Origin of the sequence: Buttiauxella sp. BIGb0471, from assembly GCF_024807715.1 — a bacterium.
GTDB classification, from domain to species: domain Bacteria; phylum Pseudomonadota; class Gammaproteobacteria; order Enterobacterales; family Enterobacteriaceae; genus Buttiauxella; species Buttiauxella agrestis.
In genome coordinates this window covers 363,998-377,956 of record NZ_JANUEU010000003.1, presented here as the reverse complement: position 1 = coordinate 377,956, position 13,959 = coordinate 363,998, and the positions used below count along the sequence as shown (strand labels likewise).

Below are 13,959 nucleotides of genomic sequence, written 5' to 3'. Positions count from 1 at the left end.
TGTCAAACAACCCTCACCCCGACCCTCTCCCTGAGGGCGAGGGGGAAAAGGAAATCCCCTCTCCTGGGGGAGAGGGTTAGGGTGAGGGCCAAAGAAACTAACGTTTGTAGCTGTAATAAACCTCGTTCCAGCGCAGAGAGTCTTTAAACGCAGGCAGGCGGGTGTCGTTATCAATAACCGCCAGTTCGATACCGTGCAGTTCGCTGAACAGGCGCATATCGTCGAGCGTCAGAGACTGGCTGAACACGGTGTGGTGTGCGCCACCTGCCAGAATCCACGCTTCGGATGCGGTAGGCAGATCCGGCTGTGCTTTCCACAGTGCATTGGCGACAGGAAGTTTCGGCAACTGGTGCGGGGCTTCAACGGTATCAACGCAGTTCACCAGCAGGCGGAAACGATCGCCCAGATCAATAAGGCTCGCATTCAGCGCCGGGCCTGTTTGGGTGGAGAAGATCAAACGTGCAGGATCGTCCTTGCCGCCGATCCCCAGGTGTTGCACATCGAGGATTGGTTTTTCAGCAAGAGCAATGGATGGGCAAACTTCCAGCATGTGGGAACCGAGCACCATATCGTTGCCGTTCTCGAAGTGATAGGTGTAGTCCTCCATGAATGAGGTGCCGCCTTGCAGACCGGTTGACATCACCTTCATGATGCGAAGCAAAGCGGCAGTTTTCCAGTCGCCTTCGCCCGCAAAGCCGTAGCCTTGCTGCATCAGGCGTTGCACTGCCAGACCCGGAAGTTGTTTCAGGCCGTGCAGGTCTTCAAATGTGGTGGTAAAGGCACTGAAACCGCCTTGTTCCAGGAACTGTTTCATCCCCAGCTCAATGCGCGCGGCATCCAGCACATTCTGGCGTTTATCCCCGTTGACCTGGGCTGCGGCACTCAGGCGATAACTGCTTTCGTATTCGTCTACTAATGCGTTCACGTCCCCGTCGCTCACCGCGTTTACAACCTGAACTAAATCGCCCACGGCGTAAGTGTTGACCGCAAAACCAAACTTCATTTGCGCGGCCACTTTATCGCCATCAGTCACGGCAACTTCACGCATGTTGTCGCCGAAGCGAACCACTTTCAGCTGACGAGTATCTTGTTTTGAAACCGCCTGACGCATCCAGGAACCAATGCGCTGATGAGCTTGCGGATCTTGCCAGTGCCCGGTCACGACGGTGTGTTGCTGGCGCATACGTGCGCCGATGAAACCGAACTCACGGCCGCCATGGGCAGTCTGGTTCAGGTTCATAAAGTCCATATCAATGCTGCCCCATGGGATCTGCGCATTGAATTGAGTGTGGAATTGCAGCAGCGGTTTGGTCAGGATGCTCAGACCGTTGATCCACATTTTTGCAGGCGAGAAGGTATGCAGCCACACCACCATACCGGCGCATTTATCGTTGTAACTGGCATCGCGGCAGATAGCGGTAATTTCATCCGGTGTGGTTCCCAAAGGTTTCAACACCAGCTTGCACGGCAGTTTGGCTTCTTTATTGAGCGCATTCACAACCTGCTCGGCGTGTTGATTCACCTGACGCAACGTTTCCGCACCGTAGAGATGCTGGCTGCCAATTACAAACCACACTTCATATTGTTCAAAAATGTTCATCGTCATGTCCTTAATGGGTCACAGTGGCCTGAGCTGCATGAGTAACCGCAACTGGGGCTGAAGGGAGATAATGTTGTTCCGCGCTAACCGCCCAATGCTGGTAACGGCGATAAAGCTGCTCAAAGCGCTCGGCGCGTTGGGAATCGGGTTGTAAGGTGCTTTCAATCTGGCTGGCCATGGCGAGCTGGGCGCGGGAAATATCTGCGTGTTTACCCGCGGCCACGGCGGCAAAGATCGCAGCACCTAATGCGCAGCACTGGTCAGAAGCGACAATCTGCAGCGGGCGATTCAGTACGTCAGCGCAGACCTGCATGATGACCGGGGATTTGCGGGCAATACCGCCCAGTGCCATCACGTTCGTGACGGGAATTCCTTGTTCGGTGAAGCATTCCATAATGGCCCGAGCGCCAAAGGCGGTAGCGGCAATCAGCCCACCAAACAGCGCTGGCGCATCGGTGGCGAGATTCAAATCGGTAATCACACCTTTCAGACGCTGGTTGGCATTCGGGGTGCGACGGCCGTTAAACCAGTCGAGCACCACCGGCAGATGTTCAAGGGAAGGGTTTTTCGCCCAGGCTTCCGTCAGTGCTGGCAGCAACTGCTTCTTACTGGCGTTGATTTGCTCACGTAGTTCCGGGTGCTGCTGCGCCAGTTGTTCCAGCGGCCAGCCCAGCACTCGGCCAAACCAGGCGTAGATATCACCGAATGCGGATTGTCCGGCTTCGAGGCCGATAAAGTCCGGAACCACGCTGCCGTCGACTTGCCCGCAAATGCCTTTTACGGCGCGGTCGCCGACGGTCGGTTTGTCGGCAATCAAAATGTCGCAGGTGGAGGTGCCGATGACTTTCACCAGGGTGTTCGGTTGAGCACCAGCCCCAACTGCGCCCATATGGCAGTCAAATGCGCCACCGGAAATCACCACGTTTTGCGGCAGGCCGAGGCGTTCAGACCATTCGGCGGAAAGGTTGCCGACCGGGATATCCGCAGTCCAGGTTTCGGTAAACATCGGATAAGCCAGATTCTGGTTAATCACCGGATCTAATTCATCAAAGAAACTCGCCGGAGGCAGGCCGCCCCAGCTTTCATGCCACAGGGATTTATGCCCGGCGCTACAGCGGCCACGGCGAATATCTTGCGGGCGAGTGGTGCCGGAAAGCAGTGCCGGAACCCAGTCGCACAGTTCAATCCACGATACCGCCGCTTGTGCCACTTTTTGGTCAGCGCGGGTGACGTGCAGGATTTTTGCCCAGAACCATTCGCTGGAATAAATGCCGCCGATGTAACGGGAATAGTCACTCTTTCCGGGCTGATGGCACAGGCGGGTAATCGCTTCGGCTTCTTCTACGGCAGTGTGATCTTTCCACAACACAAACATGGCGTTCGGGTTGTCAGCGAATTCTGGCGTCAGCGCCAGCACATTCCCTTTGGCATCTATCGGGGCGGGAGTCGAACCAGTGCTGTCGACGCCAATGCCGCAAACGCGGGCACGTTGTTCAGCGGTCAGCTCAGCGAGAACGGTTTTTACCGCGCGCTCCATCGACTCAATGTAGTCCCGTGGATGATGGCGGAACTGGTTATTTGGGGCGTCACAATATTGGCCTTCCTGCCAGCGCGGATACCATTCCACGCTCGTGGCAAGCTCCGCACCGTTTTCGCAATCAACGGCTAAGGCGCGCACGGAATCACTGCCAAAATCGAGGCCCAGCGCAATCGACATTTTTTTACTCCCTGACCTGGTTATCTATGGAAATGACATTAGTTTTTATGCCGGAAAACCGTCAGGTCGTATTCGCTGTAGTTATGGAGAAATTTGCTGTGCCTTTGAGAAGTGTGACGCCCCGCAAATAATCGATGTGGACATTTCTGCTACTTTTATAAACACTTCGGTTATCGTCACAAAACCTTGTGATTGACGAATGAAAAGCATAGGTGCAGGTAAATTGCGGCTTTATGATGAAATCAGGACGGTTTGTTGTTTGCGCAGTATGACGCCGCCAGTGAATAGCATGGATATGGACAAATTGTTCCTGTCGCCCAATTAAATAGCGAGCTTGATGATGCCTGAGATGCAAAACGATCCCCTGTTACCGGGGTACTCATTTAACGCCCACCTGGTGGCCGGATTAACGCCAATTGAAGCTGAAGGGCCACTGGATTTTTTCATCGACAGACCGCTGGGCATGAAAGGCTACATCCTCAATTTAACGGTGCGCGGAGAAGGGGTTATCAATAATCAGGGGAAGAACTATATTTGCCGCCCAGGCGATATTCTGTTGTTCCCTCCGGGGGAAGTGCACCACTATGGCCGCGAACCTGCCAGCAAAGAGTGGTATCACCAGTGGGTTTACTTCCGCCCGCGTGCTTACTGGCAGGAGTGGCTGAACTGGGAGCCTATCTTCGCGCATACCGGGTTTTTCCGCCCGGATGATGCTCACCAGCAAAACTTTTCTCAGCTCTTTGGGCAGATTATTGAGGCTGGGCAGGCAGAAGGGCGTTACGCGGAATTATTGGCTATTAATCTGTTAGAACAATTATTACTGCGGCGCATGGAAGTATTAAGCGCCTCGCTCAATCCCCCGCTCGATAACCGCGTTCGTGACGCGTGCCAGTACATCAGCGACCATCTGGCTGATAACCAGTTTGATATCGCCAGTGTCGCGCAGCATGTCTGTTTATCGCCTTCTCGCCTGTCGCATTTGTTCCGCCAGCAGCTTGGCGTCAGCGTTTTAAGCTGGCGTGAAGACCAACGTATTCTCCAGGCGAAACTATTGCTCAGCACCACGCGTATGCCGATCGCCAGCGTCGGGCGCAATGTCGGGTTTGAAGACCAGCTCTACTTTTCACGTGTTTTCAAGAAGTGCACGGGTGCTAGCCCGAGTGAGTTTCGTGCAGGGTGTGAGTAGTTACTATAATTGATTCATACAAATGATGGCTTGACGCTTCATTCCACACTCAGGAGAATCGCCCACTCGTTTCTCGACGGACGCTTTATGGAAGCTTTGCTGGAACACTTTATAACTCAGTCAGTAGCGTATTCGCTTTTCGCGGTGATGCTGGTGGCCTTTCTGGAATCACTGGCGCTGGTGGGACTTATCCTTCCTGGCACGGTAATGATGGCGGGGCTGGGTGCGCTGATTGGCGGCGGGCAGGTGGGTTTTTATCACGCCTGGGCTGCGGGGATAGTCGGTTGCCTGTTGGGCGACTGGATTTCGTTCTGGCTGGGTGGCCGCTTTAAAGGGCCGCTGCATCGCTGGTCGTTTATGAAAAAGAACAAAGCGCTGCTGGATAAAACCGAGCATGCGCTGCATCAGCACAGCATGTTTACCATCCTGGTGGGGCGTTTTGTTGGCCCGACACGCCCGCTGGTGCCGATGGTTGCAGGCATGTTGGATCTCCCTGTTGCTAAATTTATCGTCGCGAACATTATCGGCTGCATTTTCTGGCCGCCAATCTACTTCTTGCCGGGGATTCTGGCGGGAGCCGCCATTGATATCCCGGCGGATATGCAGAGCGGCAGCTTTAAATGGTTGTTACTGCTGGTCGCGCTGGGCCTTTGGCTGGCGGGCTGGTTGTGCTGGCGCTGGTGGCGTAGCGGTAAAGCCAGTGCTGACCGTTTAACCCAATACTTGCCGCGCGCGCGTTTGCATTGGTTAGCACCCACTATGGCGGTGCTGGCGATAGGCAGTTTTGCGGCTATTCAAATGCACCCATTAATGCCGATTTACCGCGATATTCTGTGGAAAGTGCTTACTGGCCACCACTAATACCCAGCAGCGCCGATGCGCTGGCTTCCCCGCTCAATAAGGTTGCCGTGTCGCCATCCCAGGCGATACGGCCATCGACCACCACCAGACTTCTTTCGGCAATGCGTGCCGCATCTTCAACACTGTGTGACACCATCAACAGCGTCAGTTGCTGCTGGCGGCACAGGTCATCAAGCAATTGCAGCATCTCCTGGCGCAGCGCCGGATCGAGTGCTGAGAAAGGTTCATCGAGCAGCAAAATAGGTTGCTCGCGCACCAGACAGCGGGCGAGGGCGACACGCTGGCGCTGGCCGCCAGAAAGCTGTGAAGGCAAACGGTCGAGCAAATCACTAATCGCCATTTGACTGGCAATGGTCGCCAGACGCTGTTGTTGTTCAAGATTCAGCTTCAGGCCGGGATTTATCCCAAGCCCTATGTTCTGACGCACCGTCAGATGGCTAAAAAGATTGTTCTCCTGGAACAGCATCGACACCGGGCGCTGCGCAGGAGCGCTATGCGTATGATCTTCATTGTTCAGGCTAATCTGCCCGCTGGCAGGTGTCAGAAAACCGGCAATCAAACTCAGCAGCGTACTTTTCCCCGCGCCGCTTGGCCCCAGCACCGCCACGCGTTCTCCGGCATTAATTTGCATCGAAAAACGCATCGGTAAATGGTGATAGAGCCAGGTTACATCAGTTAGCGTTAGCATGGCGTCCCGGAAGTTTTTCAATCAATGTGAATAAAGCAAAGCACAGTATCAGCAGGATCAGCGCGGTAACGGCGCCATCCTGGCTACGATATGAACCAATTTGTTGATAGAGATAAAACGGTAGCGTGCGGAAATCTTCATTACCAAATAGCGCCACGACGCCAAAATCACCAATCGATAGCACGCAGGCAAATGCTAACGCCTGCGCCAGTGGGCGTTTGAGCGCCCGTAACTCGATGTAGCGCAGTCGATTTAAGCCGCTGATATTGAGTGACTGGCACAATTTGCCGTAGCGTTCCGCGACATCCAGCATCGGGTTTTCCAGCACCTTCAACGCGTAAGGAATGGCCATCAGCGCATTGGTAAAAATTACTATACCGTCAGCGGTTTGCGGCAAACCCACGCTGTTATTGAGTAGCAGGAAAAAGCCGGTCGCCAGCACAATGCCCGGCATGGCTAAAATCAACATGCCGCTCAGTTCCAGCGCCTGTCCGGCAAATGCGCGGTTGCGCAGGCTCAGTTCCCGCGAACTCCACAGCAGCATCACCGTAATCACCACACAGATTAACCCTGCACCCATGGCGATTCGTAATGAGGTGAATAATGCCTGCCATAAAATCGGTTGTGACAGCACAGAACCCAGGCCGCTATTGATACCATCAATGATGACCGCTATCAGCGGCGGTAATAACAATAATAGTGCGAGTACGATAAGCAGCCCGTCACACAGTTTGCGGCGCAAGTTATCTTGCGGGTCGCGCCAGCCTTGCATCTGGCTGATACCCACCGGAATCGCTTTGCTGAGGCGTTGGCTCATCAGCACCAGACCCAGGCAGCAAATCATTTGTACTAATGCGAGCAACGCCGCACGGGCGGGATCGTAGTCGTAACTCAGCGCCTGGAAGATAGCCAGTTCAATGGTCGTTGCCTGCGGCCCGCCGCCCAGTGAAAGCACCGTGGCAAAACTGGCGAAACAAAGCATGAAAATGAGTGCGGCGGCAGGAAGAATCTGGCGGCGTAGCCACGGCCATTCAACAAAGCGGAAGAAGTTCCAGCCCTGCATTCCCAACTGCGCGGCGACCTGGCGCTGTTCGCTGGGGATATTTTCCAGCGCCTGAAGCAGCAAACGCGTCGCCATCGGCAGGTTAAAAAAGACGTGAGCTAATAAAATGCCCTTAAGGCCATACGGCGAGAAAACCCATTCAATGCCCAGCCAGGCGCACAATGAGGCCAGCCAACCTTCGCGGCCATACACCGTCAGAATACCAAACACGGCGACTAACACCGGCAACACGAGCGTCATGGCACACAGACGTAACAGCGCGAGCCGCCCCGGAAAATGGCGGCGGTAAAGTGCGCGGGCGAGGAAAATCGCCGGAAATACCGAAAGGGCAGCGGAGAGGAATGCTTGCCAGAACGAGAAACGCAGCACGTGCCACAAATAGCTATCCTGCACCAGAGCACGGATATCGGTTTGCGGCGCGTTAAACCACAGCGCCAGAAAAGCTGCGAGGGCTACGGCTACCACGAGAGTAGCGGCGCATAGCCCTGGAATCAGCCAGCCGGGGATCAGCGGCTGACGGCGCGTTGCCATTCACTAATCCAACTTGCGCGATGGGAAGAGACGTCTTGCGGGCTAAATTCCAGCGTGGTCTGCGGTTTCACCAGACCGTTAAAACCTTCTGGCAATTTCACGTCCGTTACCGGGTACATCCAGTTGCCAGTTGGGATGGTGTTCTGGAAGCCTGGCGAAGTAATAAATTTCATGAATTTCTCAGCCAGTTCAGGCTGCTTGCTGGAAGCTAAACGACCAGCGACTTCTACCTGCAAATAGTGCCCTTCGCTGAAATTCGCCGCTGCGTAGTTATCTTTTTTCTCTTCGATAATGTGATACGCCGGAGAGGTGGTGTAACTCATCACCAAATCGCCTTCGCCTTTCAGGAACAGGCCGTAAGCTTCAGACCAGCCTTTGGTGACGGTGACGGTTTTCTTCGCCAGTTTCGCCCAGGCTTCAGGTGTTTTGTCGCCGTAAACTTTTTGCATCCATAACAGCAGGCCTAAACCCGGCGTGCTGGTGCGCGGATCCTGGTAAATCACCTTCCATTTCTGATCGCTTTCGACCAGTTCTTTCAGGCTTTTCGGCGGGTTTTTCAGTTTGTTTTTATCGTAGACGAAAGCGAAATAGCCGTAGTCGAAAGGCACGAAAGTGTCGTTGTTCCAGCCGCCAGGGATTTTCAGTTTGCTGCTGTCGACATTGCTGATGGCAAACAATTTGGTTTGCGCCGCCGCTTCCAGCAAATTGTTATCCAGGCCCAGAACCACATCAGCCTTGGTGTTCTTTCCTTCCATGCGCAGGCGATTTAGCAAAGAGACGCCATCTTCAAGTGCGACGAATTTCAGCTCGCAATTGCAGTCAGCTTCAAAGGCTTTTTTCACCGCAGGACCTGGACCCCAATCGGCGGCAAAGGAGTCGTAGGTGTAAACAGTCAGTAGGGGTTTGGCAAAAACTGGGGCAGCGATGAGTGCCAGTAACGGTAGGAATTTTTTGAACACTTTGCACCTCTTGGAATTAGGGGTGGCAAAGGACTTTGAGAATGGAGCCTCAAATCCCTTCGCCGGCATTATCCGGATCAGGTTCGACGGGTATTATCTCAGCCAGACTTTCGTCTTAGCACCCCGTTGAGAACGCGAGCATTGTAATGATTCTGTGAATGAATCGAAAGTATTAAGGTTCCGGTGGTGCAAACCAGGCCGATTTAAAGTCAAACCAGCCGAGCGTGTTCATCCTCACGCCACGCATGCTGCGTTGCCCCTCAATGCGCAGCCAGTGGTGAATTAACGGCAAAATGTCATTATTCTCAACGCGCTTCTGGCACCACTCGGGCAGTGAAAGCTCACCGTTGTGCCATTTACGGGTATCGGATTCCCAGTCAATCGCAATACATTTTTGAATGAGCGGCACCTCATAGAGATGCGAAAAGAGTGAAAATTCTAGCGGCAGGGTGAAGTTGGCGCTGTTAAGCCAGATATCGCTTTCGGCATCACCCTGATGCCACTCTTCATAACTGACTTCTTGCACCACCAGTTTTACGCCTACGCGTGCCAGCAATTGTTCCATCACTTTACTGATAACCCGGTGCTCAACGTGGTCGCGATAGAACGTCAGTGTAACGGACTCAAGCCCTGCGGGTTTTTCGACTACCGGTTGCGGTCGGGTGTGGTGCCAGCGTGGCAATAAGCCGTATGCCGGGAACCAATACTGCTGGTTTTGTTCGCCCGCGCTATAAAGCAGGTGAATAGGTGCCAGCACATGGCTCAACCAGCGACGCACTTGTTCATTGCTGCCGGATTGCGAGCGTCTATCAAATAAAATGTAGTAACAGCCTTCTTCCAGGCGACTTTCAACCGCTTTCTCGCTGTCAGGCATTCCCGATAATTGCACTGCACAACTGACGTCTTCGCCAATTTCTGGCAGCACCCAGAAATTCACTTCGTCTATTAATGCGCGATAGCCAAAGTAATCATCATAGGCCTGGATCTTCAGTTGGTTGGTGTTGTTACGCACGACCGAATAGGGGCCGGAGCCGACTGGCTGACGGGAAAAGTTGTCCAGCGTTTGCCACTCACGCGGCAGAATCATCGCATTAACACTGCCAAGCAACCACGGCAGCCAGTTATCCGGCTGTGAGAGTGTAATATCCAGTGTCCAGGCGGTTGGGGAGCTAATCTGCGTGATGTGAGAATAGAGCGGCAACGCATTAATCCGTTGCAAAGAGGTCATGACATCCAGCATATCCAGCTCGCGGCCATGGTGGAAATGAATGCCAGGGCGCAAATAAAAACGCCAGTGTAATGGGGATATTTGCTGCCAGTGGTGAGCTATATCCGCTTCCAGTTCCCCATTTTCCTCATTTATGCGAATTAAGCCGCTGAAAATTTGCCGGGCAATATGCGTTTCTGAACGGCGTAAAGCCGAGCCTGGTAATAGGTTTAGCAGCGGGCGATAGTAAAGAACGCGCAGAATATGTCGCCCTTGCCGGAAGCTGCGTCCGAGATGGGAGATTAGCATCTGGCGCACCGCGGCTTTATCCCCGACGATCTGCACCAGTTGATCAATTCTGTCCTGCTCGAGAAGATCCTCTGCCCGCTGTTGCTGGAGTGCGAGGCCCGTGTAGAGAAATTCGAGCTGTGAACGTTTGCCTCGTCCGACTTCCGCTTTCCAGCTCAGCCAGCCCTTTTCCTGCATCGCACTGAGTAGCGTGCGCATATGGCGGCGGGAGCAATTCAGCAGCGAGGCCAGGTCATTCAACGTTGTATCCTGCGGTTTACCTTCGAAATATTGCCACAGGCGGATGAATTGTTGTTGCAGACGACTCGAACTCATAAAAGAGGAACTCCTGTCAGAAACTCATCAATTTAACTTTCCTCATATTACGCCAATAATCATCAACGTTGAAAGCGAGGAGGTACATATGAAACGGTCGCCAGTGGTTAAGTTTTATCAACAGTATTTTACCGCAACCCAAAGTGTTTCTGCTGGATGGCTGGCTCGCCTGACAGCATCGCAACGTCTTAGGATGCTTGAGGACTTAATGCAGTGGGAGGTGACAACTTCCGTGACCGTGAAGTACTGACTCGTTGATACATGTGTGACTGAGAATTGGTGATGTTCACCTGGCCAGCAGATTGTTACTGCTGGCTTTTTTATACCCGTCATACTTCAAGCTGCAGGGGTGTTGGCTGCACTCACTTACCCCAGTCACTTACTTAAGTAAGCTCCTGGGGATAAGCTCCCTTGCCGCCTACCTGCAACTTGAATTATTTAGGGTATAGTTGACGTTTTGCGCACCCAGTGAGCGCTCGAACAAAAGGAATTTCTGCATGATTTGGTTTCTGACCAAAGGACGTCGCCTCAATCCGGTATATGCCGCATTTATGATTGTGGCTTTCATGATGGGGATTGCGGGGGCACTCCAGGCGCCCACTCTTAGCCTGTTTCTAAGTCGCGAAGTCGAGGTGCGCCCATTCTGGGTCGGCCTGTTTTATACCGTCAATGCGATAGCCGGGATCCTCGTCAGCCTAGCGCTGGCGAAGCGTTCAGATAATCAGGGTGACCGTCGTAAACTGATTATGGTTTGTTGCGTGATGGCCGTAGCAAACTGTGTGCTTTTTGCTTTTAACCGTCATTACCTGACGTTAATCACCATTGGCGTCATGTTCGCGTCTATTGCCAACACCGCGATGCCGCAAATATTTGCCCTTGCCCGTGAATATGCCGATAACTCAGCGCGTGAAGTGGTGATGTTCAGCTCGATAATGCGTGCGCAGCTCTCGCTTGCCTGGGTTATTGGCCCGCCATTGTCGTTTATGCTCGCGTTAAACTACGGCTTTACCACCATGTTTCTTATCGCCGCGGGAATTTTTGTTATTTCGCTGGCGCTAATCTTCTTCGTACTTCCCTCGGTCGCAAGGATTGAGCAGCCCGCAGATGTGGCGCTTACCCAGGTCAGCGGCTGGAAAGACAAAAATGTCCGTATGTTATTTATCGCCTCGATGTTGATGTGGACCTGCAACACTATGTATATCATCGACATGCCGTTGTGGGTCAGCAGTGATTTAGGGCTGCCCGAATCGTTGGCTGGGCTTTTGATGGGCACTGCCGCAGGGCTGGAAATCCCGGCAATGATCCTGGCGGGTTATTACGTGAAGCGCTTCGGTAAACGTCGCATGATGGTGATTGCTGTCTCGGCTGGCGTGCTTTTTTACGTCGGGCTGATTCTGTTCCATAGCCGTACTGCTTTACTGCTGCTTCAGCTATTTAACGCGATATTTATCGGGATTGTCGCGGGTATCGGCATGTTGTGGTTCCAGGATTTAATGCCTGGTAGGCCGGGTTCGGCGACCACGCTTTTCACCAACAGTATTTCGACAGGCGTGATTTTGGCAGGGGTTTTACAGGGCGCGCTGGCGGAAAGTTTTGGGCACTATTCTGTATATTGGTTAATTGCCGGGCTGTCGGTGTTCGCGTTGATTCTTACCAGCCGGGTGAAGAATATTTAACTTTTGGTGTTGATAATAATGTCGGATGACGCTTGCGCTTATCCGACCTACAACTGCATTTCGTAGGGCGGATAAGCGCAGCGTCATCCGCCAGACAATGCCTGATTATTCAGCCAGAAAAATCTCTAACAGCGAATTCAAAAACAGCTTACCGTGCTCGGTAATCTGCCAAAACTCTTCTGTCTCAACCAAATAATCCTTCGCAATCGCTTCGTCTAGCTGCGCACGAATCACTGATTCATCAAGCCCGGTATACAGACTGAACTCATTGCGAGGTGCGGCTTCCAATAAACGGAAACGGTTCATAAAGAACTCGAATGGTTTGTCGGCTTGTTCGACATCGTGCTGCTTGTCGAGGTATTTACCTTCCATATAACCGCGAGGGTGGCGAGTTTTTGCGGTACGCATAATACGTCCGTCTTCAAACGTTACCTTGCCATGTGCGCCACAGCCAATGCCAAGGTAATCGCCAAAGCGCCAGTAGTTCAGGTTGTGCTGGCACTGGTAGCCTGGTTTCGCGTAGGCCGAGGTTTCATATTGCTGGTAGCCCGCAGCCGTCAGCAGTTTGTCGCCCTGCTCGAAAATATCCCACAGCGCGTCGTCATCCGGCAGTTTTGGTGGGCGGGAGCTGAACAAAGTATTCGGCTCAATCGTCAGCTGATACCACGAGAGATGCGGCGGGTTCAGTTCGATGGCCTGGCGTAAATCGTCGAGTGCTTCTTCCAGAGATTGATCCGGCAGGCCGTGCATCAAGTCCAGATTAAAGCTGCGCAGCCCTAATCCACTCGCCAGATTAGCAGCACGTTTCGCTTCGCCTGAATCATGGATACGGCCCAGACGCTTGAGCTTCGGCTCGCTAAAACTCTGCACGCCGATAGAAATGCGGTTCACACCCGCACGTTGATAACTCACGAAGCGGTCTGCTTCTACCGTTCCGGGATTCGCTTCCATGGTAATTTCCGCATCGGCCGCCAGCGGCAGGCGCGCACGCACACCGTCCAGCAACGTTTGCATCGCTTCACCTGACAGCAGGCTCGGCGTACCGCCACCAATAAAGATGGTCTTTATTTCACGTCCTTGTGCCAGAGGCGCGTCGTTATCCAGGTCACGCAACAGGTGAGCGACGTACTCGTCGTGCGGCACGTCACCTTTGAGTGCGTGGGAATTGAAGTCACAGTAGGGGCACTTCTGCACGCACCACGGGATGTGAATATAAAGACTCAGAGGTGGCAAATTAGCCATTTTTCATTGCTTCCAGTAACAGTTTTAGCGCTTGCCCGCGGTGGGAAATGGCGCGTTTTTCGTCGCGAGTCAGTTCAGCGGCAGTTTTGCCTTCACTCGGGACAAAGAAAATAGGGTCGTAACCAAAACCACCAGCACCTGCGGCTTCCCGGGTAATCCGGCCTTCCCAGCTACCGTGGCAAACCAGCGGCGTTGGGTCTTCAGCGTGGCGCATATACACCAGCACGCAATGGAATCGCGCTTTACGTTGTTCGTCTGGCACATCTTTCAGTGTCGCCAGCAGCTTTTCCAGGTTTTGCTGATCGGATGCTTCAAGGCCTGCGTAACGTGCAGAATAAATACCAGGCGCGCCACCCAGCACGTCAACCGCCAGACCGGAATCATCAGCAATCGCTGGCAGGCCCGTAATGTGCGCCGCGTGGCGAGCTTTCAGAATGGCGTTCTCGATAAACGTCAGCCCGGTTTCTTCCGCCGACTCCACGCCTAATTCCGTTTGAGCCACCACATCCAGACCAAAATTACCGAGTAAATCGGCGAGTTCACGCACTTTACCGGCGTTACCGGTCGCGAGGACAACTTTTTGCATAGTGAGAAAATCCTGTGAA

Annotated in this window: 12 protein-coding genes and 1 riboswitch; of the genes, 4 read left to right on the top strand and 8 right to left on the bottom strand. The window is 53.3% G+C overall.

Annotated elements, in window-relative coordinates:
- Positions 1 to 97: 97 nt before the first annotated feature.
- Entirely contained in the window at positions 98 to 1,600 is a 1,503-nt protein-coding gene (araA, locus tag M2371_RS12485) for an L-arabinose isomerase (RefSeq protein WP_172893240.1), read from the bottom strand.
- 10 nt (positions 1,601 to 1,610) lie between these two features.
- Complete coding sequence (gene araB, locus M2371_RS12480; RefSeq protein ID WP_259267857.1) at positions 1,611 to 3,317, bottom strand: ribulokinase; 1,707 nt, start codon at positions 3,315 to 3,317, stop codon at positions 1,611 to 1,613.
- Positions 3,318 to 3,657: 340 nt separating this feature from the next.
- Here araB and araC point away from each other — a divergent pair, with 340 nt between their 5' ends.
- Together araC and M2371_RS12470 are read left to right on the top strand one after the other, a co-directional pair.
- Positions 3,658 to 4,503, top strand: a complete 846-nt coding sequence (araC, locus tag M2371_RS12475) for an arabinose operon transcriptional regulator AraC (RefSeq protein WP_034498434.1) — start codon at positions 3,658 to 3,660, stop codon at positions 4,501 to 4,503.
- Between the two features lie 87 nt (positions 4,504 to 4,590).
- On the top strand, positions 4,591 to 5,364 hold the full coding sequence (locus tag M2371_RS12470; RefSeq protein WP_259267856.1) for a DedA family protein: 774 nt from the start codon (positions 4,591 to 4,593) through the stop codon (positions 5,362 to 5,364).
- On the opposite strand, the gene thiQ is transcribed toward M2371_RS12470, so the two are convergent.
- The 4 genes from thiQ to sgrR all read right to left on the bottom strand — a co-directional run bounded on the left by thiQ (position 5,348) and on the right by sgrR (position 10,436).
- Positions 5,348 to 6,052: a thiamine ABC transporter ATP-binding protein ThiQ gene (gene thiQ, locus M2371_RS12465; protein WP_259267855.1), complete on the bottom strand. Its 705-nt coding sequence runs from the start codon at positions 6,050 to 6,052 to the stop codon at positions 5,348 to 5,350. The genes M2371_RS12470 and thiQ overlap by 17 nt on opposite strands.
- The gene (gene thiP, locus M2371_RS12460; RefSeq protein WP_259267854.1) at positions 6,036 to 7,646 is read right to left on the bottom strand and encodes a thiamine/thiamine pyrophosphate ABC transporter permease ThiP; all 1,611 of its coding nucleotides are present in this window, start codon (positions 7,644 to 7,646) and stop codon (positions 6,036 to 6,038) included. The genes thiQ and thiP overlap by 17 nt, the downstream gene beginning before the upstream one ends.
- Complete coding sequence (gene thiB, locus M2371_RS12455; RefSeq protein ID WP_259267853.1) at positions 7,622 to 8,605, bottom strand: thiamine ABC transporter substrate binding subunit; 984 nt, start codon at positions 8,603 to 8,605, stop codon at positions 7,622 to 7,624. Before thiB ends, thiP begins: the two co-directional genes overlap by 25 nt.
- A gap of 36 nt (positions 8,606 to 8,641) precedes the next feature.
- Positions 8,642 to 8,741, bottom strand: a riboswitch (TPP riboswitch).
- A gap of 36 nt (positions 8,742 to 8,777) precedes the next feature.
- Entirely contained in the window at positions 8,778 to 10,436 is a 1,659-nt protein-coding gene (sgrR, locus tag M2371_RS12450) for an HTH-type transcriptional regulator SgrR (protein ID WP_259267852.1), read from the bottom strand.
- Positions 10,437 to 10,524: 88 nt separating this feature from the next.
- Here sgrR and sgrT point away from each other — a divergent pair, with 88 nt between their 5' ends.
- Together sgrT and M2371_RS12440 are read left to right on the top strand one after the other, a co-directional pair.
- Positions 10,525 to 10,686 (top strand): glucose uptake inhibitor SgrT, encoded by a 162-nt coding sequence (gene sgrT / locus M2371_RS12445; protein ID WP_072011208.1) that lies wholly within the window; start codon positions 10,525 to 10,527, stop codon positions 10,684 to 10,686.
- Positions 10,687 to 10,933: 247 nt separating this feature from the next.
- Positions 10,934 to 12,112 carry a sugar efflux transporter gene (locus M2371_RS12440; RefSeq protein ID WP_259267851.1) on the top strand — a complete coding sequence of 393 codons (1,179 nt, stop codon included), beginning with the start codon at positions 10,934 to 10,936 and terminating at the stop codon, positions 12,110 to 12,112.
- Between the two features lie 105 nt (positions 12,113 to 12,217).
- Here M2371_RS12440 and hemW read toward each other — a convergent pair whose 3' ends face one another.
- Together hemW and M2371_RS12430 are read right to left on the bottom strand one after the other, a co-directional pair.
- On the bottom strand, positions 12,218 to 13,354 hold the full coding sequence (hemW, locus tag M2371_RS12435; protein ID WP_259267850.1) for a radical SAM family heme chaperone HemW: 1,137 nt from the start codon (positions 13,352 to 13,354) through the stop codon (positions 12,218 to 12,220).
- Positions 13,347 to 13,940, bottom strand: a complete 594-nt coding sequence (locus M2371_RS12430) for an XTP/dITP diphosphatase (RefSeq protein WP_259267849.1) — start codon at positions 13,938 to 13,940, stop codon at positions 13,347 to 13,349. The genes hemW and M2371_RS12430 overlap by 8 nt, the downstream gene beginning before the upstream one ends.
- Positions 13,941 to 13,959: the final 19 nt, after the last annotated feature.

Excerpts from the sequence above, each read along its gene's own strand:
- araA (WP_172893240.1), bottom strand. The coding sequence starts at position 1,600 with ATGAACATTTTTGAACAATATGAAGTGTGGTTTGTAATTGGCAGCCAG.
- araB (WP_259267857.1), bottom strand. The coding sequence starts at position 3,317 with ATGTCGATTGCGCTGGGCCTCGATTTTGGCAGTGATTCCGTGCGCGCC.
- araC (WP_034498434.1), top strand. The coding sequence starts at position 3,658 with ATGCCTGAGATGCAAAACGATCCCCTGTTACCGGGGTACTCATTTAAC.
- M2371_RS12470 (WP_259267856.1), top strand. The coding sequence starts at position 4,591 with ATGGAAGCTTTGCTGGAACACTTTATAACTCAGTCAGTAGCGTATTCG.
- thiQ (WP_259267855.1), bottom strand. The coding sequence starts at position 6,052 with ATGCTAACGCTAACTGATGTAACCTGGCTCTATCACCATTTACCGATG.
- thiP (WP_259267854.1), bottom strand. The coding sequence starts at position 7,646 with ATGGCAACGCGCCGTCAGCCGCTGATCCCCGGCTGGCTGATTCCAGGG.
- sgrR (WP_259267852.1), bottom strand. The coding sequence starts at position 10,436 with ATGAGTTCGAGTCGTCTGCAACAACAATTCATCCGCCTGTGGCAATAT.
- sgrT (WP_072011208.1), top strand. The coding sequence starts at position 10,525 with ATGAAACGGTCGCCAGTGGTTAAGTTTTATCAACAGTATTTTACCGCA.
- M2371_RS12440 (WP_259267851.1), top strand. The coding sequence starts at position 10,934 with ATGATTTGGTTTCTGACCAAAGGACGTCGCCTCAATCCGGTATATGCC.
- hemW (WP_259267850.1), bottom strand. The coding sequence starts at position 13,354 with ATGGCTAATTTGCCACCTCTGAGTCTTTATATTCACATCCCGTGGTGC.
- M2371_RS12430 (WP_259267849.1), bottom strand. The coding sequence starts at position 13,940 with ATGCAAAAAGTTGTCCTCGCGACCGGTAACGCCGGTAAAGTGCGTGAA.